The organism is Shewanella sp. 30m-14 (genome assembly GCF_052977125.1).
Window position 1 is genome coordinate 1 of sequence record NZ_JBRILW010000002.1, and the last position, 25818, is coordinate 25818.

A 25818-nucleotide genomic window follows, 5' to 3' on the forward strand; every position below is an offset into this window, starting at 1 on the left:
CAGCAAAATAAGTACTGTTTTATCACCAGCAAAATAAGTACTGTTTTATCACCAGCAAAATAAGTACTGTTTTATCACCAGCAAAATAAGTACTGTTTTATCATCAGCAAAATGCACTAGGCATAATACTCGCCAAGTTCAGCACTCGCATACATCACGCTCAAATAAATGACTGCCACGCACACACAAAGAGGTGCCAAAGACAAATCACATAAATGCCAAAGAGGTGCCACAAGCATGCCTCAGATACGCCGTCCCTATAATGGCTTTAGATAAGCCACTACAGCGTAATTTGATGCAAAATATCCTCAGTTGTCCCTGTTTCCGCCAGCTTAGGAAGCGTCACTCTAATAGCATGTTTATGGTTATCTGCTACCACATCAGTTACAGCATCGATGCCGAGTGTTACGTTGTAACCAAGCTCAAAAGCCTGCATCGCGGTAGACTCAACTCCCATACTGGTCGCTATACCAACAATAACAACTTGTGTAACCCCTAACCCTTGCAGGGTTGCATGCAGCTTGGTATGACTAAAGGCTCCCCAGCTTCTTTTCGTGAACAATATCTCCTCTTCATGACGGTTCAGGTCAGCTATTAATGTCGACCAGTTATCAGCAGTATTGCCAGAACTCACAGCTTGGTCTGTACGCCCCGAGGGACGGCCAGAAACATTAACCAGCACAACAGGCCAATGACGGCGGTGAAAAGCTTCAATCAAGTGGTTAGTGTTTTCAATGACACGCTGTACATCTATAGGATCAGGTAGGGCAACAATGCCATACTGCAAGTCAATTACAAGAAGCGCTGTGTCGTCATCAAGCTTGGTAATAGCCATGTTTAATTTCTCTAAGGTGCTGAGTGTTAGAAAAGTATAGCAACACTTAGATGCTGCACTTTTGTATACCAACATACTGATTCCTCGATAAAACATCTTCTGGGTTAATGTTTTAACCATAAGCTGAGGGAGTATATTAATAAAACGTGTTTCGAATTAATCGAGCCTAATCATAGAAGCCTATAAGCAATATAAGTACAAAAATGCCTACTTTAATCCACAGCAAACACAGATGATGACAGTGTGTATTTGAAAGATGAACTATTGATGATTTTTAATTAATTTCAGCCTTTGACAAAGGTTGACATAGATCACAACTTTGCTTTTAGCTTAAGCGCAACCTAGACTCATCAATCGTTAGCTACCCAGTTCAGAGGTTCAATAATGAGTCACAAATCCAAGCACGGTGAAACAAAAAAAGAAGATCATAAAACCCATAATCATGGTCATCAGCATACTGCCGAAGCACAACATGAGCGTATGGAACATAGATATGATGATGGGAATGAGCATAAGCACAATAAAGATCATCATGCATCACGAGACCATGAAAAAAGCCACCCGCACACTCAACATGGTGGAAACCCTACAGGCCATAAACATTCAGTGCAAACCCATGATGATCGTCATGAACATGATGAACATAAGCACCACAAAGTAAAAAAACATGACCATAAAGAATCATCTCGAGAACACCATAAAACAGGCCATAAAGACTAATTAATATTGTAATGCTCGTAAGCTGACATGGTAGTAAGAGACTCTTACTGCCATGCTTACAATAAAAAGTGTAACACCTGAAATAACGAGCCCTCATTAAAACTCAATCAACCCTCTTATCAATCAGTTATGCCAATGTGACGGTTCATGGCAGCCCGGCTTAATTCACTAAAGCTAAATCCATATCGAACAAAAACCTAAACCCTAGGCCTCCAGCATACTGAACTCATTAAAAAAGAGCCCAAGAGTAACGGCCAATCTCAATCAGTAACATCATAACAAACAGAATTTTGATAACTTTGTTGCCCCCCTTCAACGCTATGCGTGTACCTATTTGCGAGCCAATAAGAGTGCCAAGCATCATAATTAACGCCAGTTTAATATCAAAATATCCATGACTGATAAACCAAACTAACGCACTGACATTAAACAGGGTTGATAACACTTGAGATGACGCCATCGCATGAAGAAAATCCATACCAAAGGCACGAATATTACCGAGTATAATAAAGGTTAACGTTGCAGGACCAAACATGCCTTGATAGAAGCCAAGTATAGCGCCCATTACCGCACTCACTCCCCTTTGGTGCTGGTGAAACAATGGTTCAACAGCCTTCTCTCCCATCTCTTTATTACGGAAGGTATAGATAGCCAGTGCAATCATAATCACTAATAAAATAGGCTTAAACCAAGACTCTGACACATCATCTAGCAAGGAGGAGCCAATAAAGGCAAATATACAGCCACTAATGATGGCAGGGACAATTAACCGCCAAGGTAAATCCATTGAAAATGCATAGCGCCTAACATTATTAACACCACTTGCCAGCATCGCTAGCTTGTTGGTACCAATCACAATTGGAATTGCGACACCTGGCATAGCATTAAATAATGCCGGTAGTTGTAATAGTCCGCCGCCACCGACTGTCGCCTGTGCTATACCGCTTATAATCGCAATCATGCCCAAATACAGATATTCAGTAATAGACACAGCTATGTCTCCTTTAGTTATTTGATACAAGCGTAGTCAAAAGATAGCGATTGAGCATAAGGACTTAGAAACTTTAATGCGGCGTAAGTAACAGTTTCCCTTATATTATTAATACTAAGTGCAAATAATGCGCACTCGGCCCTATCTCCACAGCAAAACTGTCGCGGCGATCCTATACTTTTGTCTCTCATCTAGGCTTTGGAGTTCCCATGACAAAAAAAATCAACTTGGCAGTTCTACTCACTATGTCGCTTGCCACTATAGCGGGATGCACCAGCCCCAACCCGTATGGGGACGCTTACGGAGCAGCAGAAACACAAACAATTGGGCAGGTGTATTACGGTACGATAGTCAAAGCAGAACCGGTGACGATTGCTGAATCAGATAAAACAAACGTTATAGCAATGATTGCTGGCGCAGCAATCGGAGGGATCCTAGGCTCCGAGATTGGCGGCGGAGCGGGATCGGATATTGCGGCAATTGGCGGTAGTGTCGCTGGTGGATACGCTGGTAGCGAAATCGCTGATAAAACAGGTGAGCGCAATGGCGTAAATCTGACGATTCGCTTGGATGATGGACGCGTTATTTCTATTGTTCAAGAAGTTAATCCAAACATGATTTTCCAACAAGGTGAAGCTGTACAAATTAATGTCGACGGTAATACCGCAAGAGTAGAGCCACGTTGATCAACGAGTTGTTATGCCTCTAGCGCGAGGCATAGCACATGGTCTTGTATGCTCCCGACATACATAAGACATTTCCTCCATCTCTGGAGGTCAGATGTGGTGAATGTCATTAATGCACGACTATATGGATATAGGCGGTAGAGTAACGCAAGAGCAGTTACCGAGGAGCATTTAATGACCTTGTCTCTATGCCGCTAAACTCTCGCTGAACGACCAAATCTTTATACTGATTGGTATAAGTCACAGGACGTAATGACAGGGCCCAGACATAAAAGCAGACTCTTTTAGCAGCGAAATATGTAGATGCGAGCAGCTATTTTGACGTAAAAAAAATAGATAAAAAATTGAGCGCCCCATTATAAATCGTTAAGTTTCCGTACAGCATTCTGTTGCTATATTAATTATCAAGTTAACAAGATTAAGCAGAGGCGACAGATGAAGCAATTAACTAAAATGCTAGCAACCGCTGTAAATATGTCAGCAACAGCAGTGAAAACGGCAACCACTATCGCTCTAACCTTATTTATCTCAATGGGCAGCGTTCACGCCTCACCAAATACGGCTGTAACCGCCAATCTAGTCAGCTCAAAAACTGATGACAACTTGCTAATTTGCCAATATCAAACACTCTCTTCTAGCCATTTTCAGGTGTTTGACAAGGTTTTAGACAATGAATCTGCCTGCCCAACTAACATGCAGGTCGCCTACGAGCCAATGCTAAGCAGTGCCGAAAAGGCGCAGCTCAAACTCAGCCTGAATCAATAAATTCAAACCGTGAGCTTCAATGGTGAGCAAAGGCATATTATCGATATAAATCAGCAAGTAAGTCTTGTTAGTACATTCTCTGCAGAGTTACAGTCAGCCCAACAGACTTAAGCCATAACGATAGGCTTGGGTGTTTTTCAAGGTAGTTGTCATCAATTTATACAGCTGAGAGAAAGCTAGCATGTCGATTCAAGATGAGTATTTCGTTTTTTCAAATGACTACTCCAAAGTCAGTTTTGTGGTCAATATGAACGATACTCGCAGACTGAGGATATTAAGAGACCAAGCAATATCAACAACAATACCTGCGAGTTTTGAATGTAAAAGCCTGAAAACCTTTAAACCTATCGCGGCGAAATTTGATATTTCAGCTAGTACCAAGCTACTGTTTGATATGGATTATGCAAAGCCCTTCGTGGAGCTGAATTTATAGTAAGAACTCTGTTGTTCCCGCTAAGATTCAAGATAAAGATTATCTTTACCTTCACTGCTACAACATCATTAACATTCTTGATGATGAGGTAGGTTTTGACTTTGAAGAGCTAAATTCTACTCCTTTAGAAAATAGGCTCGTATTTAAACCCTCATTTGAGTCAATCATGGTGTTTTTTCATCAGTCAGTTGTTAACGCCATTGAAGCAATAAAACCTTCTATATACGCAAAACCAATCAAAGTATCTGATTGGACAATAGAGCAGGAAATGTCCTAGGTATAAAACCTGCTCGCAGAGCGATTCATTTGCTTATCTAGTTAATAACTTATTAAATTAGCGTTTTAAAAATAAACGTTTAAATATACCGCTTATAAAACTTGTTAAGCTAAATAAGCAATTTATAAACAGCAGCCTTTCATGCAGCCATGAGTAAACACATCACCTCAAGTTTAGTCATAACATGCAAGATTCGCTCGCAAAAAAATAAGTCAATTTTCCGACTTAAGTCAATAACTTAACATAAGCAATACCAACTGACTCTTATTTATTCTATTGAGCTTTAAGCCATTAAAAACTGAGTGTGTTACGGCTGTCTACCTGATATCTTCGCCGAGAATTAGTTTCTTATATTAGCAATTCATATGGCGACCCATACAGCTAACTTAGTGGTTACCATGGCGCTTATAGGCCACTAACTCTCTAATCAATACCAAAGTGTGCTGGTTATTCTTGGACTTTAACAATTAAGTGCCATCGATAACGCACACTTTTAATTACTGATGAATTTATCTGTAAAAGATAAATGAATAAAAGAAGAGCTAAATCTTGATAAAAATAAATAAAATAACTATCGCATTGACCAGCGTTATGTTCAGTGGATACCTGTATGCCGCTGACGCAACGCTAACCTCAGGTGTTGTCACTTTTGTTCCGGGAGAAACAAAAGTTCAGAATGGCGATACCGTTGCTTTTAATGGCGAGTGCTTTATTGCCAAAAACACCCCAGGTGTTTGGGAATCACCAAATGCTGGTTCATGGTTTTGGGATACCACAGTCTGTTCGGGCGAACCAGAACCTGAACCAGAACCAGAGCCTGAACCTGAGCCAGAACCTGAGCCAGAACCGGGCGACATCATTGCCTTTATCCCAGGTCAAACCAAGGTTAACAATGGCGATATAGTCTCTTATGCTAACCAATGCTTTATTGCTAAAAACAATCCAGGTGTATGGGAAACCCCAAGTGCAGACTCGTGGTTTTGGCAGTTAACCGAGTGTTCAGGTGAACCTGGTGAGCCGGAACCAACCGAATTATCAATTCTATCTCCAGTAGCCGGTCAGGTATTAAAAGCGGAAGCAGCAACAAGCATCCAAGCAAAAGTTGATGGTGAACTCGCTGCAAAAGTTGAATTTTGGGCTAACAATCAAAAACTGTCTCAAAAAGCCATTAACCCAAGCCAGACGATTTACTCGCAAAGCTGGACACCAACTGAAGCAGGCAGCGCCACAGTTAAGGTATTTGTATTCGATAAAAATAACCAAAAAATCGAACAACAATCTGTTGTGGTAACCGTAAAAGCGGATGCTGAAGAAGACTTTACCGCACCAGTAGTGAGATTTATTGCCCCTAACAATGGTGCAATTTTTAATGAAACTGAGACAGTGTCTATTTCTGTTAATGCCACCGATGTTGATGATGATTTAACTAAGCTGGTTATTAAAGCTAATAACGCGCAAATTTGTTCGTTTAATGCCACCAATGCAGCCACCTATGCGTGCAACTGGCAGCCGACTCAAGAAGGCAAGGTAACACTTAAAGCGATTGCCACCGACGCAGAAGGCCTAACTTCAACAGTGAGTGTGAGCATTACTGTAGAAGCTGAAGAACTTACCGCACCAGTGGTGAAGTTCATTGCACCAAGCAATGGTGCAAGCTTTATTGATACAGAGACCGTCTCTATTGCTGTTAATGCCACTGATGCTGATGATGATTTAGCCAAACTGGTTGTTAAAGCCAATAACACACAAATTTGTAGCTTTGATGCCGATCAAGCCGCAACATTTACCTGTGACTGGCAGCCAACGCAAGTGGGCGGCGTCACTCTAAAAGCTATCGCCACTGATGCTGAAGGGCTTTCTTCAAATGTAAGTGTAAACATCACTATTGAAGAAGACGTTATTGACCCGCCAGTCACACCACCAGGTGGACTATGTGCTGATTTCAATGTTTACCCAGACTGGACGCGTGTTGACCATGCTACCGGTGGCGACATTATGGTGCATAACAACATCGCCTACTCAGCGATTTACTGGACACAAACAGTTCCTGGTAGTGACAGCTCATGGGCACTTCACTTAAATTGTGACGGCACAGAGCCAGGCACCGCACCACTGCTTTCACTGCCAAACCCGATGGACCCTGTTCGTCTAGAAGTGGCTGGCTGGCCAAACACCTTAGTAGTGGCTAGCCCATCGACTACTGCTCCTGCGACATTGACAATCAAAACCAGTAACAGTGCAGAACTGGCTGATGTTAACAAGTTAACAGCGGCTTTCGTGTCAATCATGGAACTGGCTGCACAGACAGAGTCAGCATCGATTATCATCAGCACTGATGTGCTTGATAAAGCCACCCAAGATAAAGCTTTAGTAACAAGCAGCATTGCGGTTCAAGACGCGCTAATCAAGGCGATGGATATCACAGGCAATAGCATTGATCTTGATGACATCAACGCGCTAAGCAACGACCTGAAGGGTTGGGCTCACGCTCACCAGCTGATCATTACCACTCTAGCGCCACAAGCAACCTATGGCTGGTCTTTAAGTATTGGTGACTTTGCTTTTGATACGCATTCTGGTCGCCAGTCTGTTTGGGATGAAGCATCGGTATTCACCGCCGATCTACTCGATAAGCTTGAGCTATATCAAGCTGACGCTGCAAACAAAGCTGACTTTGTTGCTTTCACTAAATCTAGCTCAACGCAGGCCTTATCAAGTGAGCAATGGCACAATGCGCTAGAGTACGTAAAGCAAGTGACTGACTTTGTTAACACGCCTGCAATGCTGAAAAGTATTCCAACTGACCAAGCTGCTAGTTACTTTATGGGTAACAACACCAGCAAACCGCAAATTCGTAAAGCGGCATTCAGCAACGTATTTGCTATTTTGTTTGACAAAGATTCTGAACAATTGACCAGCAAAATTGCACATTACCAAGATGCTAAAATGCCACTGTACTATGTTGGTAAATCAACAGAAAATGGCAAGTTAACCATCATTGATGCGTTAAACCGCGAATTGGCAAATGCTGAAGAGTCAATGAACAACACTGCATTCCTATATGAAACGCCTCAATCACAATGGGTTCCGTCTACCGTTTACAAGTGGGCTGACTTCATGACGGGCTTAAATGCAATGCATAACGTTGGTGTAGCGGGTAACAAGTTCTGGCTACTCGATGAAAATGTTGATGATGCAACCAACATCAAATATGCAAAAGTGGCGATTGCAGCCTTCTTAGCACAAAGTATGCAAGAAACGATTCGCTACAATGCGTGTGATGAGAATAACTGGGCTGAAATTAAATACGGTGCAGCCACAGATTACCCAATGTCAGCGAGCTGTGGTCAACTTGATCAGAAATATGCAGATTACGGTGTTAACCCAGACTCTGGTTTAGATCACGCTTACTCTTGTCCCCGTGACAACAAGATGGAAGTGAGTGCACTAACTCATGCTAAATGGTACGGCGCTCCTGCTCCTGTTTTCGCTGCACCAAATGCAGTACTTGAAGAACGTGGTTTGCTTGTTAACGGTAACGTTGGTCGTTGGACAAATAGCGGTCACTGTAATGACGTACCAACATCAGTAGATGGCTCTAAGCAAGTATGGGAACGTGACGAATGTAAAACTTACGTTGACCAAAAAGCAGGTAAGTTCATCTGGGATGGTAGCAGCCAAGAAGACGTGGAAGGTTGTGGTTGGTGGGGCCGTGGCGTGATTCAAACTACAGGACGCCAAAACTTCGGTACGCTGAACCACTACTTAGGTCGTTCACACATTGACCCAGAAAATATTGGCAAAACCATTGATGGTGTTGTGGTTGAAGCGCCACCAGCGAACCCGCTATATGCAGAGCTAGATTTCTGTTCAAACCCAGGCTTAATTTGTAGCTCTGAAGAGAATAAAGAAATCAAATGGATTGCAGGTCTGTTCTACTGGGTTACCTCAGTACAAGCCTACCCTGACGAAAGCGGCCAATACGGTGGCTGGAACTACCACAACGAACTGAAAAAGTATGTTGAAGGTGGTATGAAAGGCACCGACTTTATTGATGATGTTTCTGGTATCGTTAACCGTGGTTGCCCTGATTTAACCTGTTCAACCGGTGACGTGCACAACGTCAAAGAGCGCCGTGAGAACTTTAAGTTAGTACTAGAGCAGCTAGGTTTGACTCCGCAATAAGCGCTTAACGCGATAACTTTTCTAGCTAAACATAATAGTTAAAAATAATAGTTAAACATAAAGCCAGTCAGTGCAAACTGACTGGCTTTTATCTGAGTTCAATTCCGAAGTGCGGTACTCGGCTCTATCAAACTAGCCATATCAAAAAAGATAGTCACCACACTAAATCATTAACAGCTTCATTTTTAGAGCGTTATACCCCTCTATACGCAACTTGGGCACCGTCTTGGGAAATGACTTTATCCCCTTGGATCACAATACCAAAGCCATGCTCTTCATCCCAAGCACATTCAAAAATCATCCCAACGGCATTTTTGTCTGGGTGATGTAAAATAAATCCGGACAGCTGCATTAACTTAAAGATATCCCCAGCGCGCATATCGGCTTCATTCACCTCGCCGACACAGGTTTCGTAAGTTTCTGAATCTTCGTCAAACACATCTAGAAATTCAGAATCTTCAAGCAGCTCTTGGTAGTTTTCATTAACATAATCGCAGACCAATGCATAAATGCGCTTTTCATTATCAATGAACCATTGTGTCATGCTATCGGCAATAGCCAGATCTTCTTGGGTGAGAAATTCAACACTGCCGTAGGCTTTAAAATCATGCCAAGCATTCAGCCCCGTTGTGCCTTCATGAAACTCTTCACCTTCTTTCCAAGTAATATTTATTGTTTTCATAATAGACTCGTAAAAAGAGAAGATTATATTTGAAGTGATTGCACAATAATGTGTGGTTAAAGCGCAAAAAAGAATTTTTGTCATAGAAAACAGAGTGAAATAAAAAGACAGGACAGCCATATCTTTTGTGCTTTAGCACATCCTCTACTAGGCTTTGTAGTACCTCCTCTTGGCCTAGTCTAGGATCGCGATTATGACCTCTGCTCGACGAACTTTGATAGATCCTGAATCGACTCCTTTCTATCACATCATAAATCGTTGTGTCAGAAGAGCATTTCTCTGTGGCGAGGATAAGCTTACAGGTAAAAGCTTTGAACATAGGCGTGGCTGGATTGTCGATAAAATCAAAGCGCTTTCAACTATCTTCTGTATCGATATTTGTGCCTATGCTGTCATGAATAATCACTATCATTTAGTCCTTAAAATCGAAACTGACAAAGCTAAATCATTGAGTAACAAAGAGGTCATTAGTCGATGGTGTAAAATCACTAAAGGGCATCCTGTTGCAACCAAATACATGAATGGTGAGACATTAATTGAGGGTGAGCGTTTACTACTTGATGGATTATTAGCTGAGTGGCACCAGCGTTTATCGAGTATATCGTGGTTTATGCGTTGTCTTAATGAGGAGGTAGCGCGTAGGGCAAATCGTGAAGATGAGTGTAAGGGGGCATTCTGGGAAGGAAGGTTTAAGTCTCAAGCCCTGCTCGATGAACAGGCATTACTTGCATGTATGATGTACGTGGATTTAAACCCTATTAGAGCAGGAATAGCAGACACACTTCAAACTTCTGAGTTCACCTCTATTCAAGAGCGTATTACCGAGTTAAATTCGCTTGATAGCAACACCAGCAAGCCAACTCCCCCCACCAAGTCCACCAATCAAGAACCAGAACTTGCTGTTGACGATCCCTTAAAACCACTCGCTAAATTTGATGGTTCAACCCATCTTGCTAGTCAATCGGGGATCCCATTTCACTTTTGTGACTACTTAGAGCTTATTGACTGGACTGGCAGAGCGATTCGACATGATAAAACAGGCTTCATAGATTCAAAACGACCAAAATTACTCAATGAACTCGGTATTGCACCTGATGTATGGATAACCTCGGCCAAAGAGTTTCGTCGTCAATACAGTGGAGTTAGCGGCCGTTGGGACGCTATGTGTGAGTTCAAAAGGCAGCAGAAAAGCGGAAAGTGGAGCAAGGGAAAAGCTTGTAGTAATGCACTTCATCCGTCGCCTTAGTTAGTAGAGGCATGAGCTAGCGACTCACCCCAAAGCCAACAACCGATGCCCTCTTCCCACAGACTTGGCAACCGCATTAACCACAGCAACCAACCTACCCTTTATCGCCTGTTCAATCCCAACACCTGCCTCAAGCAGGTCTGCAACCGCAATAAAAGCCGTGGTGTTTAAGCTACTGCTGTCGTAGCAATAGGCATAACCATCCTCGACTCTCCATTGAGCCGCAGCGCACTCTTCACTAACATCCAGCCCTTTATCTTCCAAGCTCCTAACCAAAGTAAAATCGAAAGCTAAGATACAGGCTTCATCGCCATACCAATCTGCTTTCAGCGCTTGAAAGTTAATCCACATTTCAAGCTCAACCAGCAACGGCTTAAGCGAACTAGAAAAGCCGCTATCGGCGCTAATCGTAATCGGAAGTTGTTCTTGCATAGTCGCTGCTGCCTTTGTCATTTCGTCTGCCGTCATTAGGTCTGACTCTATTTATAAGCTAGATTTTGCTAGCTGTTTCTACTCGATGCAACCATCAACGGTTCTAAACCCCAGCCAATAAAAAAGCGACCAAAAGGTCGCTTTTTCAATTCTATAACTACCGGAAACCACCAAACTCACAGTTTCCGTAATTGCGTCGCTGGCGATGCTAATGCAAGGCGAACCGAAGGCTCTAGCCCGGAGTTGACTCCAGTCAATGAGGACTGGAGCCGAGGTTCAACGTAGCAGTAGCAAGCCCAAGCAGCAATTAAAAGATTACTCGTAGTCGGAGATTGGAGCGCATGAACACATTAGGTTACGGTCACCAAACACATCATCAATACGGTTAACCGTTGGCCAGAACTTGTTCAGCTTCACCGCTGCCGTTGGGAACACGGCTTCTTCACGCGTGTAAGGACGCTCATCAAACGCTGGGTCCATGATGTCAGCTAGGGTGTGCGGCGCGTTGTGTAGCGGGTTGTTGTCCGCTGGCCACTCGCCTGCTTCTACCTTGGCGATTTCGCCGCGAATAGACACCATTGCCTCGATGAATCTGTCTAGCTCAACCTTAGACTCTGATTCTGTTGGCTCAATCATCAAGGTTCCCGCCACTGGGAAACTCATGGTTGGCGCGTGGAAACCATAGTCATTTAGACGCTTAGCGATATCCATTTCGGTCACGCCAGATGCTTCTTTAAGTGGACGCAAATCGATGATGCACTCGTGGGCAACACGGTCGTTACGGCCGGTATAAAGTACTGGGTAATGCGCCGACAGTTTCTTCATCATGTAGTTAGCATTAAGCAGTGCTACTTGCGTTGACTGACGTAGACCTTTTTTACCTAGCAACTTGATGTACATCCAAGTGATAGGCAAGATGCCTGCGCTACCAAATGGCGCGGCTGATACTGCGCCATTGTTGTCAGACTCAAGACCATGCTTAACCACCGCGTGACCGGATAGGAATGGCGCAAGGTGCTTTTTAACACCGATTGGGCCCATACCTGGTCCACCGCCGCCATGTGGGATAGCAAAGGTCTTGTGTAAGTTAAGGTGCGATACGTCTGCGCCAATAAAGCCTGGTGATGTTAGGCCTACCTGTGCGTTCATATTAGCGCCATCTAGGTAAACTTGACCGCCGTGATCATGGATCACATCGCAAATTTCAGCGATGGTCTCTTCGTACACGCCGTGCGTCGACGGGTAAGTGACCATGATGCACGATAGGTTGTCAGCCACTTCTGCCGCTTTGGCGCGAAGATCAGCCATGTCGATGTTGCCGGCTTTATCACAAGCCGTGACCACGATTTTCATGCCTGCAAGCTGCGCAGAAGCGGGGTTAGTACCGTGCGCCGATTGTGGGATTAGACAGATATTTCTGTGCGCGTCGCCACGTGACTCATGGTATTGCTTAATTGCTAGAAGACCCGCGTATTCGCCCTGCGCGCCTGAGTTAGGCTGCAGTGATACCGCGTCGTAACCTGTGATATCAATTAGCCATGCAGATAGCTCTTCAAGTAGCTGCGCGTAACCTTGCGCCTGATCTTGTGGGCAGAATGGGTGCATGTTGCCAAATTCTGGCCATGTAATCGGCGCCATTTCGGTTGCTGCGTTTAGCTTCATGGTGCACGAACCCAATGAAATCATTGAGTGGTTCAGGGCTAGGTCTTTATTTTCAAGACGCTTGATATAACGCATCATTTCCGTTTCGCTCTGGTAACGGTTAAATGTTGGGTGCGTTAAGATGGCATCTTTACGGATAAGTTCGCTTGGGATTGACGTGCTGCCGTTAGCAATAATCGCTGCATCAAGTGCTGCAATATCAGCGCTACCGTTTGAGCTATCGTCATCACCTAGGATAACGGCAATTAGCTCAGCAACATCGCTGCGAGTCGTGGTTTCAGACAAACTTAAACCCACAATGCCATCACTGTCGATGCGCAGGTTTAGGCCAGCAGCAGCAGAGCGTGCTTGTACAGCCGCAACGTCTAAGCCTTTAATTGACAGGGTATCGAACCAAGTGTTGTTCACGAGCTCAACGCCTTTTGCCGTTAGTGCAGCGGCAACGATGTCGGTTAGACGGTGAATGCGCTCAGCAATGGTCTTAAGGCCTTGTGGACCGTGGAATACCGCATAGAATGATGCCATGTTGGCAAGTAGCACCTGCGCGGTACAGATGTTTGAGTTAGCTTTTTCGCGGCGGATATGTTGCTCACGAGTCTGCATTGCCATACGCAGTGCGCGGTTACCACGAGTATCTTGTGATACACCGATAATACGACCCGGTAGTGAACGCTTATATTCGTCACGGGTCACAAAAAATGCAGCGTGTGGCCCACCAAAGCCCATTGGCACACCAAAGCGTTGTGAGTTACCCAATACTACGTCAGCGCCCATAGAACCTGGCGACTTAAGCAAGACAAGCGACATCATGTCGGCTGCAACCGATACCAGCGCCTTTTTCTCATGTAGCTGAGCAAATAGCTCAGTGAAATCGTTAATTTGACCTAGGCGGTTGGTGTACTGAAATAGCGCACCAAATAGCTCGTAGTTAACAGCGTCCTGTGCAGGGCCGACAATAACCTCAAAACCAAAACACTCGGCGCGAGTTTTAATCACGTCAACCGTTTGTGGGAACACATCGTCTGCCACAAAGTAGATGTTAGCTTTTTTCGCTTTAGAGACACGCTTAGATAGCGCCATCGCTTCTGCGGCAGCTGTGGCTTCATCAAGCAGTGATGATGAAGCGAGATCAAGACCAGTTAAGTCCATTGATACTTGCTGGAAGTTTAGAATCGCTTCAAGGCGGCCTTGAGCAATCTCTGGCTGGTAAGGCGTGTAGGCGGTGTACCAACCTGGATTTTCTAATACGTTACGCTGGATAACACTCGGTACTTCAGTGCCGTGGTATCCCATACCAATGTAGCTCTTGAAGACTTTGTTCTTGTCTGCAATTTTACGGATATAAGCTAAGCCTTCCGCTTCACCACACGAATCGCCAACCGCTAAATCACGGTTTAGCAAGATAGCGCCGGGTACGATTTGAGCGGTGAGATCTTCTAACGATTCAGCACCAACAAAATTAAGCATCTCTTGCTGCTGATCAGCACCTGGGCCAATGTGACGGCGTAGAAATAGTTCGTGCTGCTCTAACTGCGTAAGGGTTTCTTTGGTCATGGGTAACCTAGTTCCTATTTGCCAGTATCCTGCCTGTAGGGGGCGGTGCTACCGGTCTCTTTAGTTTAGAATTCGATTGTTGTTTGGCTTATGTACGTTTGCTTGAATAGCTTGGCAAACGTCTCTCGGCTCACACACTTTGACTGAAATATTATTAATTACATGTCTTTAGCTTTTGCGGCATAAGCCATATAACGAACAAAGCCCCACTCAGCGATGAGTTGGGGCTTTGTTTATCATCGACGCTTATTCTTCATCGATAACTGCTTGATAACCTTCGGCATCAAGCAAGTTGTCTAGTTCAGTAAGGTCGGTTGGCATAACGCGGAAGAACCAACCATCACCAAATGCATCGCTGTTAACTAGCTCTGGAGAATCTTCCAGCGCTTCGTTAACGGCAATCACTTCGCCAGAAAGCGGTGCGTAGATGTCTGACGCCGCTTTTACAGATTCAGCTACTGCGCAGTCTTCACCCGCGCTTACGTCGTCGCCCACTTCTGGAAGCTCAACGAACACCATGTCACCCAAAAGCTCTTGAGCGTGCTCACTGATACCGACTGTGTAGCTTCCGTCTTCTTCTTTACGGATCCACTCGTGAGAAGAAGCATATTTAAGTTCAGCTGGGATATTGCTCATTGGTCTAAATCCTTATTCGATGTTCTAATTCTGTATTTAATAAGACGTTACACTGACTTGCCTGTAAGGCTTATATCAATTTTTGCACCTTTTTTACATCATAAGTGCAGCGATTTCATCTACTTTTTGACGTTTGCCACATTGTTTTAGTTCAACGAGGTAAATCTATTATTTTGTACGCTTTATTAAGCATTAGCTAAAAATAGATGAAATCGTCAATTTTGCTCTATCTTACATGCTGCGAATAAGCTTTCTATTCGCAGTATCACAAACCTTTTTCTGAGCTATTCAAACTCAGTAGCCATTATATGGTGGGGTTAGCCGATAGTTGCTTTGGATTCTAGGAGAAAGCGCGCAGTTGATAAGCATCAATGAGCACTTTCGACAACGAAGCCAATGCAAATAGCTATAAACCCACCAATATAATTAGAATGCTTGTTTACCGTTACGTACAAACGACGGTGCGATAACCTTTACTGGTACACGCTTTTTACGCATTTCAACTTCAGCTACGTCACCAATGCTGCGCGGTACGCGAGCCATGGCAATTGAGTAACCGAGTGTCGGTGAGAAAGTACCACTTGTGATGGTACCTTGCTGCTCAACACCGTCGCTATCGGTAAAGAATACTGACATGCCGTGACGGATAACGCCTTTAGCATCCATGATGAGGCCAACAAGTTTGTCGGTACCTTCAGCTTTAATCTTTTCTAACGCTTGGCGACCGTTAAAGTCGCGATCCGCTGGCTCCCACGCTACCGTCCAGCCCATATTAGCGGCTAGTGGGTTAACGCTTTCGTCCATATCTAGGCCGTAAAGGTTCATGCCTGCTTCTAGACGAAGGGTGTCACGTGCACCTAAGCCGCATGGGCGAATGTCCGCGTCTAAGAATGCTTGCCATAGGGCTTCGGCTTCTGATTCTGGTACGATAACTTCGTAGCCTGTTTCGCCGGTATAACCAGTGGTTGCGATAAATAGTGAGTCTGCTTGTACACCAAAGAATGGCTTCATACCTTCAATGGCAGCGTTTTGCGCGGCGTTAAATACTGTGGCAGCTTTTGCCTTAGCATTTGGGCCTTGAACGGCGATCATCGCCAGCTCTGGACGCTCGGTAACTTCAACGCTAAAACCGTTAACTTGCTCATTGATCCAAGCTAGGTCTTTTTCGCGTGTTGCTGAGTTAACAACAATACGGTACTCGGTATCTGATAGGTAATAAGTGATAAGGTCGTCGATGACGCCGCCGTTATGGTCAAGCATACCGCCATATAACGCCTTACCCGGAACTTTAAGCTTAGCGACGTCATTGGCTAGCAATTTACGTAAAAAGGCACAAGCGTCGTCACCAATCACATCAACAACTGTCATGTGAGAAACGTCAAACATACCGGCGTCCTGGCGAACCGCGTGATGCTCTTCAATTTGTGAACCGTAGTTAAGTGGCATATCCCAACCGTGGAAATCTACCATTTTGCCGTTCGATTCTAGATGCTTGTTAAAAAGTACAGTTTTGTTAGCCATTTTTATCCCTTCTTTGGGGTCTTCTAGTCTGCTGCTGATCCCCGCTCTTTATATAGAGTACTGTGTAGGGTACTCGAGTCAGCTATGGGGTTCAGATTAATGTCGTCGTATTAAAATGCGGCGAAATTATACCTTGAGACGCTACTTTGTATACAAAAGAATTTTCTAATCCGAACAGTTTTGTCATTAGTTTTTCTCATTATGAATTTGTGAAAATTTCACACAAAAACAGCTTTCACCAACAGCACTAAAACAAACCCATGAAATTAAAGGCTTATTTAGATTCAACTAATGAGTCAAAATTGTTAACTCTGTTTGCGCTTACACAGGCTCGGCAAGTTGTTCTTGTTGCCTAGCGCCTGTTGAATAAACAGTGTTTTCAATGGCGCAAAATTATCAACGATATTTAAGCCCAGATCGCGAATGGCTTTTTTAATCGGGTTAGTGCCTTGGAATAATTTTTTAAACCCTTCCATTGCCGCTATCATCTCAAGCGCCTCGGCTTTACGCCAACGCTCTAAATCTCGCAGGTGACGATAATCACCAATGTCTTTACCTTGGTTTTTAAGCTCGCTTACCACCTCGACGATGCTGGCAGCGTCGAGAAAACCTAAGTTAACACCTTGACCTGCGAGCGGGTGAATGGTGTGAGCGGCGTCGCCCGCAAGGATCAAGCGCGGCCGTGCAAAGTGGCGTGCGTAACGCATACGCAAAGGAAACGATTGGCGTTCACTTTCGAGGCTGCACATACCAAGGCGACCATCGAATGCGGCGGTTAAGGCGCGCTCAAAGCTCACCTTATCTAATGCTAAAAGCTGCTGTGCTTTTTCTGGCGAAACTGACCACACGATTGAACACAGATCTTTTTCATATAAAGGTAGAAACGCTAATGGGCCTTCTTTATCGAATACTTGTCTTGCGGTGTCGCCGTGAGGCAGTTCGGTGCGAATGGTGGCCACTATGGCGTGGTGATTGTAGTCCCAGAAGGTCATGGGGATTTTACATTGCTCGCGCACCCATGAGTTGGCGCCGTCTGCAGCAATCACTAATGCGGCACTTAAGTTGTCGCCATTATCTAAGGTTAACCAGGCTTCTCGCTCGCCAAAGGCGATTCGCTCTAAACGCTGGTTTTCGATATAGGTCAACTCACTAAATTCTGAGGCGCGCTCAGCAAGTGCAAAGGCGATGGCCTCGTTTTCGATAATTGAGCCTAGGTGAGTTTCGCCCAGTGAATGCGCATCAAAATCGATTTTACCTAGGCTGTCTTTATCCCACACCTGCATTTTTTGGTAAGGACTCACTCTTGCTGCAGCCAAGTAAGGCCAGGCACCTAAGTTGGTAATAAGTTGCTGGCTAGCTTTATTAATGGCGCTAACCCTAAGTTTTGCTGGGCCCGATACCGCTTGGGTGTGGCCTGCATCAATCACCACGACTTTAATGCCTTCCATTGCTAAGCCAATAGCCGTTGCTAGGCCAACCATGCCTCCGCCAACGATGGCAACATCATAAGTTTGCGTGCTTAACATCTTTTACCCTTACTCATTAAAACTGCTTTTGACCTAAAAACACGATTAATCGTACTGTTTAATCTCGCGCAGGCTATCTTGCCACGCGAGTGGCTAACTTTGGAGCCAGCCCATTGCTTTTTGCGCCACGGGAGCTTTTAGCGGTGGGAACCATGACAGTAATCGCAAGCCTAAATTACGCCCAATCACTAATGGCCAATGATCATTTGAAAACCCGCGCACGAGAAACTCAATATTATTCATGGTGCTTTTTCTATCGTCATTACGCCTTGCAAGGTAGGCGTGGGTGACGCTTGTGCCGCCCAAATCGATAGTCCCTTCGGGGTTAGCAAGCGCTAACTTGGTTAGCGCTTTTTCAATCACATCAATCAAGCACACCACATCACGTAGACCTAAGTTAAAACCTTGGCCTGCAATAGGATGTAGCGTTTGCGCCGCGTTACCTAAAAATACCGTGCGATGGTAAATCGGCCTTGGCATATACGACAGCAACAGCGGATAGCTATAGCGGTTGCCGATATCGATAAAGCGTCCAGCCCGGTAACCAAAGGCTTGCTGCAATTGCTCAATAAACTCGGCTTTGGGGGCAGCTAGTAGTCGCTCAGCTTCGCTAGGCGGTAAGGCCCACACCATAGATAACCGCGATTCATGCTTACTATCAGCCATTGGCAGTAGCGCTAATGGCCCTGTTTGAGTAAAGCGCTCATAGGCCCAGCCTTGATGCGCCTGCTCGGTATGAATATTGGCAATAATGGCGGTTTGATTAAAATCGACCTGTTCAAGTGGCTGCTTAAACGCTTGGCGCACTTTGGAGTTAACTCCATCGGCTGCGATTAATAGCTTAGCCGAGATCTGCTGACCATCTTCAAGGGTAAGTAATTGGGCATCAACTTGGGCTGTTACGCTTTGCAGTTTAGCTGGGCAATATAGCGCCACATCGCTCTTTTCAAGCAAGCTAAAGAGCTGCTTGCCTACGGCTTCAAGCTCAACCACTTGGCCAAGATACGGCAGATTAAATGACTCACTGTTAAGCTCTGTCATACCAAAGTTGCCGCGCTCTGAAATATGGATATTTTCAATCGGCGTTGCTAATGACTCAAGATGCTGCCATAGATCCAGTTGCGTTAACTGAAATATTGAGCCATGGGAGATAGCAATTGATCGTGCATCAAAGCCTGGGTGATCGCTGCTTGGCTTGTGGGCTTCAATTAAGGCGATATTAAGTGGTTTTGCGAGCGATTTTGTCAGCTGGGCCAACGCCAGAGCTAAGGTAGCTCCCGCCATTGCACCGCCAACAATCGCGATGTCGACCTCGTTGATTTGGTTGCTACTTGCTAGCTCGTTAGGATTCGCCATGGAATGTATGAACTCAATAACAAAATAATGTGTGATATTGCTGATACAAAAACCGCCATGCAAACAGATGCGATGGCGGTATTGGGTCACGCGTGATAATTAGTGCATAACACCCACGTCGATGGGTTCGTCGTCATCGATGGCGGGGCCAAACTCGGCGTAGCACATTAATGCCGCCATACGAGTAAACTCCATCAGCTCAATCAGTGCCGCTTCAGACTCTTCGTCTTCACCAACATCAAACTCAACTTGTGCGATTTCTGACAAGTCCTGAATAACTTCACGCACATCAAGCGGCGCTTGGTTAAGTTTAGGTTGGATAATCGCGATACCCGTTAAGAAGCTTTGCACCCATAAAGATAACGCTTCAACACGCTTTGAAAGCGGCTCTTCCTCTTCTGGTAGCATTGGGCTAAAGCCAAAATCGGTATCTGACAAACGCGTCACCGCATCTTGGTATAGCTCTTCAATCAAGGCTTGCAGATCTTTTGGCAGTGCTTGGCCGTCATTCATCAGCTCAAGTAACGGCTGGGTCCAGCCTGAGGCGTGTTGCTCTACTCCGCCACAAATAAGCCCAACAAGAGCACCGTGAACTTCGACAGGGTGCTGACCAATTTCGGCAGCATTAAGTGCTGCAAGTAATTTATCCATGCGCAATGTAGGAAGGCTCGCCATAATAAAGTGTTATCCAATCACAAAATTTACTATTGTTCATGCTAGCAGAAGTGGTGAGCTCGACCAATAGTCGCCGCAATAAAGTGCCTAAAACTATGTGGAGTAAGCCACAAATGCAACAATCGTAATCAGTTGCAAAGTATACACCGACAAAAAAGCGGTTAATTTTGGCCATTATTGATGATGTAAAACTTGCTATTAAGTAACATCTAAACTAGCGAGTCGCTCTATGTTTGTACGCCAATGGCGATCTAAACAACAATTAATCTAAACTGAGCGAGTTTGCGCGTCGATCGTGTTGCACTTTGCTATTGAGACCGATATAGTCCGCTCAAGTACACGGTTAAAGGATCCTTTTCGGAATGAGTAGCAAGGCGATTGAAATTACCCTTATGGGTCGTACCTACTCTATTGCTTGTCCACAAGGACAAGAAGCTGCGCTTAGGCATGTGGCCAATAATCTCGAAAAGCAGTTAACCTCGCTTAAGGCACGTACCAATAACATTAGCCGTGAAGAAATTGCCATTATGGCAGCATTAAATATCGGTTATGAGCTGTTAGAAGAACAGCAAAAGAATCAAGATTATATAAGGCAGATGGATAATAAAATCGGTTTGCTGCAGTCGACACTTGAAGACGCGTTGGTTGAACGCGCTACAAAACCTGACGAAAAGTCGTTATAATAGAGTTTGCTTAATAAGCAGCTGATTACAGTTTTATCGTAAGCCCACTTTAGTCACCCGACTGGTTTACGAACACAAGTTTTGCTCCCTGGGATATTCGCTAGCTGGTAATGTCCCTGTGCCGATACTTACAAACCCAGGGTGAATGTTTTACTGACATTGCGCAAGCTCGGCTCGTACCGAGAAGCCTTAGGAGGTATTCATTTACCCGCCTTGAACCTACGGTTCAAGGGCTACACCAGCGGTCGGTATTCTGGGGAGCAATTTAATTATGAAAAAGCCATCGTTAGCAATAACGGTGGTTTTTTTTATTTGCGCATTGGTGATACCGACCCGTCGGACTCTTTATGAAGACTCTTGATAAAGAGAGTGCGGGGAGCAATTTAATTCTTACATTAAGCCACTTTGTCGATGACTGAGTGGCTTTTTTGTTTCTGCGCATTGGTGATACCGACCTATCGGACTTTTAATGAAAAGACTGGGGGGAGCAATTTAATTTATAGGTCCTAAAAATATTGAGCCACTTTGTTGATGACAGAGTGGCTTTTTTGTTGTGTTAGGCGCTAGATCCTAGGACGCTTCGCTTCGAGGACGGGCTCCGCCCTGCTAGGAAGAGCAAAAGAACAAGACAAAACCAAAACAGAAACAGAACTGCTCAGTGCTTTTCCTAGAATCTTATTTGTAGGTCGGCATTTATGCCGACAGACCTTGCGCATGAGGTTAAAATTGATGGGCTAAAGCCCAACCTACAACAATATATCTGCTTTTCTCTAGCGCTTTTGTCGGCTTTAAACCGTCTTAGCTTGTACCGTCTCAGCTTGAACCTAGAACCTTTTCTTCCTAATGCCTTCCCCTTATGCGTTGTGTCACAATATATAAAATCCACATTAATCAACAGATTAAATAAAGCTAGTGAAATCATAGCTTTACGTTAACGGCGATTATCTACACCATTGTATTTTAATGACATTTCAAGTATAAGTTCACAATTATTAACAACTTGTAACTTAAGGACTATGACAAGTTATCTACGGAAAGCCGGTCGCTGTTACACGGCATTGATTATTACACTCATTGCACTCTCTGGCTGTAAGTCTACCCCTACAGCTGAAGTTCCCCCACTCAAGCAAGTTCCTGCCGTGCTGAGCCACTTACCTTTTGATGCCAAAGTTGAAGGCAGCGATATTGTCGATATCCAGTTAACGCTTGGCGACCGTAATTTATATCTAAGCGATAATGGTCACATTAAGATGGTGTCGATTGCACAGTGCCCACTTGATATATCAGCGCATCGCGGTGACTTTCGATTACCAGAAAGTAGCGATCTTGCTATTGCATCGGCACTGTTTGATAACTACAACAGTGTCGAAATCGATGTGATGCAGTTAGGAGATGGCACTTGGGTTAACCATCATGATAGCCAAACTGGGCGAGCTACGGTTTATTACACTGGCGAGCGCTACAAACTTGAGCGTATGAACTTCAAACAATATGCCAACCTAAAACTACGCCAAAAAGGCTCGAATGAATTGCTCGATAGCCGCCCAATTACTGCATATGAGGCCTTTACCACCTTTGCAGCATATCGCTCTTATGATCAGCTACTAAACGTAGAGATTAAGTCTGAAGCCAATGGCCATGAGTTAGTTGAGCTCGACAATATGTTGCGCCAAACTATTGGTCAGGGCGGCTTTTATTATTCGGCATCGGATCTTGAAATGTTGGAGAAGCTCCGTGGGATAAACCCTCGCGTCTATCTTGGATTTGTTCAAGGCGCGCACCCAACCAGTGTCGATAAAGTGACTGCAGATCTGCGTCGCGGCGCACAAAACGATGACTACTACTTAGATAACCAAAATAGTATCGAGTTTGCCGGTAAATATGGCACCAAACGTTATCGCTCTCGCTATAAAAACTATGCCTCACTATCAGGTATTAAAAAGCTCAATGACAAGCTGGGGAATAACGCCGGCCTACACTTAGATATTCGCAGTTTCATGCAAAACACTAGCGTCTTAAACAGTGCGCACCGTTATGGCATGAAAGTGTATAGCTACACGATCAACGGCACCGATTATCATCAGTCGCAACTAAAGCGTTTGTCTAAATCAAAGCTACCTGACGGGGTTATTGTCGACACCACGCCTTATAAAATCTGCCAAAAACTATTTAATGCATCTGTACCTAAAAAACGCTATCAGCCGCTAACCGCTTCAGGTAAGTATATCGCCTCGCTCCCCGCAGACGCTGATTTTGACCGCTTTAACGAAATGCTAGGTTACCAACAAGAAGGCTATTACATCTCGCTAAACTCGGGCCTTAAAGCGATTGCTAGCGCTAAAGCCAAGCCTAAAAAAGTAACTCACAAGTCTCATGCGAGCAATCCTCATGGTTTCCCAACAATTGTTGATGAAAAAATAGAAACCACTAATAGCAAAACCATTATTTTAACCCTACCAAGTAGCAACAATGACTGAAAAAAAACACAGCCCATTTGCCACCGGTTTATTAAAATCGGCGCCAACGCAAACTAAAATGGCACAAGCCGAAAAAGAACTGCAAAAGGTGCAAAAAAAGCAGCAATCTTCGGCGGCTAAACAACAAAAGCAGCAAAAAGTAGAACAACAAATTGCAGTTACAGGAAAACCATTTTGGTGGTTGATGACTATGTTCATCTGCTCTGTGGTTTACCTGTTTCCTGAGGCTATATTCAACGCCGCCTTAACTGATGTGGCTGGCGGGCGTAACGCTAGTCATGATGACTTGCGCGCAGTCGAGCTATTTGGCCGAACAATTAGTGGTATTGGTGTCACCTTGCTACTGGCTGATATGTTGCTAACAGGCAAACGTGTCGCCAAAGTTGGCCACGCTTTAGGCTATTTCAGCTTAATTGCCGTACTTGTATGGCCTACAGTATTTTTTGGCCAAAAGTGGTTAGTGGATAAATTTATTATTGATGCATCGACGCCTGCAGAGCGCCAACAAGCCTATCTTTCACAGGTACTACGTAGCGCATTAATTGAAAAGTCGATTCAATTTGAAGGTATAAACTACGACCCAGATACCGCTCACAGCAGCACCGAAAAAGCCTTTCTATCTGTGTTTGGCGGCTTAGTCTATGCCGATGATAAACTGGTTGATGATCTCTCGCAGAAAAAACGCATGATCATGGAAAAGTTTGTCCGTGATAAGGCGATGGCGAGCTTCGATACTCACTATCAAGATTACGACGATTTTCGCCAAACCCTGCGCAGCAAGTACCAAGAGTATGCCGATGGCTCAGCTAAATACAACCGAGCAGTTGCCAGCGCACCAGAGCGCTCAGATGAATATTGGTTAGATACCCAAAACCAAGTCAAACAAGGTTGGGAAAAGTACCAGAAAGGCGTAACCGCCTATGAAGCTCGTGTTGAATCTAGAGCGCAGAAAATCGCACCTAAAATGTATGACTATTTCGAACGTCGTAACGAGTGTAAAGAGCGAAAAGGCAGCAGCCGTAATAGCTGCTATGAGCGTTTACAAACAAACTATGACCGTGAAATTAAAAAGTTAAGCATTCCTTATATCCCACCTGACGACTGGCTTATTCGTGAAGAGATCTCCACCTCTGAAAATGTCGGTAACTCTATCATTGCTGGTGTTATGACCTTTGGCTTATTCACCGCCATGCAAGCGGTAGACGCGGCAACCGGTGGCGATGCGGGCTTGAAAGATCACCGCATGGTTTACACCAATGATGTGAATCACTATAAGAACGTGCTGATGGTAAAAATGGAGCCCGACTTTATTAAAGAGTCAGGCGGCTACCCGCTAGGTATTAACTCACTACATACCTTTAGAGTGCACGAGCTCACTAGCGTTAAAGTGAATAAAAAACTTAAACAAAAGGGCTTAAGCTTACCTACGGCTTGGTCTATTACAGACCGTTTAACCTTTGATAAAGCCGTTGCCAGTAAGGTACGCCAACAGGCTGATATTGAATGGCGCAAAAACATGCGCGCTAAAAATACTGAAATGTCGCCCAATCTTAGTTGGCAGCAGTTCCAACGTCATAGTGAGATCCAACAACGCATTGAAAAGCGTATGGGCGAGCTATACGTCAAGCCAACCTTAGCGGACTGGAACAACCGTCAGTTTAAGCAGCAGATCATTGAACCCAATATTCAGCGCAAAACCACCGAATACATCAATGTATTAGAAGCACAACAAGTTGAGTTTGCCGATGGAGGTGTATTTGCTGCAACGGGTAAATCGGCGCTACGAGCAACCATTATTCCGCCGATTTCAATGTCAATAAGCTTGGCCTTAGTACTGCTTACGGTACTTAAACTGCCAATGAAACTGGTGGAGTTAGTGCAAGCTAAACAGGCAATGTCTAAAAGTGAAGCTGAATGTGAGAACGCAACTAAACCCTATATCAAACCTGCTGTAACTATCGCCCTATTAGCCTGTATTTTTGTGGTGCCTTTATCTATTGGTGGTAATAAATACACCATGGATGACTCGGCGATGAATTACTTCTTTGAGCAGATGGAGAAGAATGATTCTGCCAGTGTTTCCTACGCATTAAAGTGGTTACTCGTCACCCAACCATTGGTACAACCTATTGGTACATCATTGGATAGCTTACTAAAAATGACCCAAGGTTTTCATGCGATTAGTGAGCCATTAAACCGTTTCGATTTAGCAGTTCTTCCAGAGCATGATGAGGTGGCAAACCAAAAGAATATCGCTGCCAAGCCTAGCTTGTCGCTGCCATTAACCATTAATACCAACGTGGATAATGCCAGGATTTCGGTGATGAATATTAAACCAAAGTATCAGCCTGGCATGCAGCTTCCACCCGGTGGCTACGACATCAAAGTCAGCGCACCTGGCTATCAAGACGTCCGCCAATGGGTGTACCTCAAAGCCGACCAAACCCAGTTTAACCTTAAGTTTTAATCAGTGATT

19 protein-coding genes and 1 other RNA gene are annotated in these 25818 nt (G+C 44.5%); 10 read left to right on the top strand and 10 right to left on the bottom strand.

Annotated features, from left to right (window positions below; all coding sequences use genetic code 11):
• Positions 1–280: 280 nt before the first annotated feature.
• Positions 281–835 (bottom strand): cysteine hydrolase family protein, encoded by a 555-nt coding sequence (locus ACVBIU_RS01785; RefSeq protein WP_447168800.1) that lies wholly within the window; start codon positions 833–835, stop codon positions 281–283.
• Between the two features lie 384 nt (positions 836–1219).
• Here ACVBIU_RS01785 and ACVBIU_RS01790 point away from each other — a divergent pair, with 384 nt between their 5' ends.
• Positions 1220–1555, top strand: coding sequence for a cation diffusion facilitator family transporter (locus tag ACVBIU_RS01790; RefSeq protein ID WP_447162901.1), 336 nt, complete (start codon positions 1220–1222; stop codon positions 1553–1555).
• A 229-nt stretch (positions 1556–1784) separates the two neighbouring features.
• On the opposite strand, the gene ACVBIU_RS01795 is transcribed toward ACVBIU_RS01790, so the two are convergent.
• Complete coding sequence (locus ACVBIU_RS01795; protein ID WP_447162902.1) at positions 1785–2546, bottom strand: sulfite exporter TauE/SafE family protein; 762 nt, start codon at positions 2544–2546, stop codon at positions 1785–1787.
• Between the two features lie 209 nt (positions 2547–2755).
• Between ACVBIU_RS01795 and ACVBIU_RS01800 the strand changes: the two genes are divergently transcribed.
• From ACVBIU_RS01800 to ACVBIU_RS01815, 4 genes are all read left to right on the top strand, one after another.
• A complete protein-coding gene (locus ACVBIU_RS01800) occupies positions 2756–3232 on the top strand; it encodes a glycine zipper 2TM domain-containing protein (protein WP_447160667.1) in 477 nt (158 codons plus the stop codon).
• 435 nt (positions 3233–3667) lie between these two features.
• Positions 3668–3997: a hypothetical protein gene (locus ACVBIU_RS01805; protein WP_447160666.1), complete on the top strand. Its 330-nt coding sequence runs from the start codon at positions 3668–3670 to the stop codon at positions 3995–3997.
• Positions 3998–4178: 181 nt separating this feature from the next.
• Entirely contained in the window at positions 4179–4430 is a 252-nt protein-coding gene (locus ACVBIU_RS01810) for a hypothetical protein (protein WP_447162903.1), read from the top strand.
• An 826-nt stretch (positions 4431–5256) separates the two neighbouring features.
• The gene (locus tag ACVBIU_RS01815) at positions 5257–8892 is read left to right on the top strand and encodes an Ig-like domain-containing protein (RefSeq protein WP_447162904.1); all 3636 of its coding nucleotides are present in this window, start codon (positions 5257–5259) and stop codon (positions 8890–8892) included.
• Between the two features lie 193 nt (positions 8893–9085).
• On the opposite strand, the gene ACVBIU_RS01820 is transcribed toward ACVBIU_RS01815, so the two are convergent.
• Entirely contained in the window at positions 9086–9574 is a 489-nt protein-coding gene (locus ACVBIU_RS01820; RefSeq protein ID WP_447162905.1) for a DUF6985 domain-containing protein, read from the bottom strand.
• Positions 9575–9767: 193 nt separating this feature from the next.
• Here ACVBIU_RS01820 and ACVBIU_RS01825 point away from each other — a divergent pair, with 193 nt between their 5' ends.
• The gene (locus ACVBIU_RS01825; protein WP_447162906.1) at positions 9768–10820 is read left to right on the top strand and encodes a transposase; all 1053 of its coding nucleotides are present in this window, start codon (positions 9768–9770) and stop codon (positions 10818–10820) included.
• 24 nt (positions 10821–10844) lie between these two features.
• On the opposite strand, the gene ACVBIU_RS01830 is transcribed toward ACVBIU_RS01825, so the two are convergent.
• The 7 genes from ACVBIU_RS01830 to ACVBIU_RS01860 all read right to left on the bottom strand — a co-directional run bounded on the left by ACVBIU_RS01830 (position 10845) and on the right by ACVBIU_RS01860 (position 20182).
• A complete protein-coding gene (locus ACVBIU_RS01830) occupies positions 10845–11288 on the bottom strand; it encodes a hypothetical protein (RefSeq protein WP_447160658.1) in 444 nt (147 codons plus the stop codon).
• 279 nt (positions 11289–11567) lie between these two features.
• Positions 11568–14468 (bottom strand): aminomethyl-transferring glycine dehydrogenase, encoded by a 2901-nt coding sequence (gcvP, locus tag ACVBIU_RS01835; RefSeq protein ID WP_447162907.1) that lies wholly within the window; start codon positions 14466–14468, stop codon positions 11568–11570.
• Between the two features lie 246 nt (positions 14469–14714).
• Positions 14715–15104 (bottom strand): glycine cleavage system protein GcvH, encoded by a 390-nt coding sequence (gcvH, locus tag ACVBIU_RS01840; protein ID WP_447159572.1) that lies wholly within the window; start codon positions 15102–15104, stop codon positions 14715–14717.
• A gap of 426 nt (positions 15105–15530) precedes the next feature.
• The gene (gene gcvT, locus ACVBIU_RS01845) at positions 15531–16625 is read right to left on the bottom strand and encodes a glycine cleavage system aminomethyltransferase GcvT (RefSeq protein WP_447159571.1); all 1095 of its coding nucleotides are present in this window, start codon (positions 16623–16625) and stop codon (positions 15531–15533) included.
• 305 nt (positions 16626–16930) lie between these two features.
• On the bottom strand, positions 16931–18151 hold the full coding sequence (locus ACVBIU_RS01850; protein ID WP_447162908.1) for an FAD-dependent monooxygenase: 1221 nt from the start codon (positions 18149–18151) through the stop codon (positions 16931–16933).
• Between the two features lie 93 nt (positions 18152–18244).
• Positions 18245–19507: a 2-octaprenyl-6-methoxyphenyl hydroxylase gene (gene ubiH, locus ACVBIU_RS01855; RefSeq protein ID WP_447162909.1), complete on the bottom strand. Its 1263-nt coding sequence runs from the start codon at positions 19505–19507 to the stop codon at positions 18245–18247.
• A 99-nt stretch (positions 19508–19606) separates the two neighbouring features.
• Entirely contained in the window at positions 19607–20182 is a 576-nt protein-coding gene (locus ACVBIU_RS01860) for a UPF0149 family protein (protein WP_447159568.1), read from the bottom strand.
• A gap of 362 nt (positions 20183–20544) precedes the next feature.
• On the opposite strand from ACVBIU_RS01860, the gene ACVBIU_RS01865 reads away from it, so the two are divergent.
• From ACVBIU_RS01865 to ACVBIU_RS01880, 4 genes are all read left to right on the top strand, one after another.
• Positions 20545–20865: a cell division protein ZapA gene (locus tag ACVBIU_RS01865; protein ID WP_012156522.1), complete on the top strand. Its 321-nt coding sequence runs from the start codon at positions 20545–20547 to the stop codon at positions 20863–20865.
• 82 nt (positions 20866–20947) lie between these two features.
• A non-coding RNA gene (ssrS, locus tag ACVBIU_RS01870) (6S RNA) lies at positions 20948–21129 on the top strand.
• Between the two features lie 752 nt (positions 21130–21881).
• On the top strand, positions 21882–23342 hold the full coding sequence (locus tag ACVBIU_RS01875) for a glycerophosphodiester phosphodiesterase (RefSeq protein WP_447162910.1): 1461 nt from the start codon (positions 21882–21884) through the stop codon (positions 23340–23342).
• Complete coding sequence (locus ACVBIU_RS01880; RefSeq protein ID WP_447162911.1) at positions 23335–25809, top strand: PEGA domain-containing protein; 2475 nt, start codon at positions 23335–23337, stop codon at positions 25807–25809. Before ACVBIU_RS01875 ends, ACVBIU_RS01880 begins: the two co-directional genes overlap by 8 nt.
• The last annotated feature ends 9 nt before the right edge of the window (positions 25810–25818 follow it).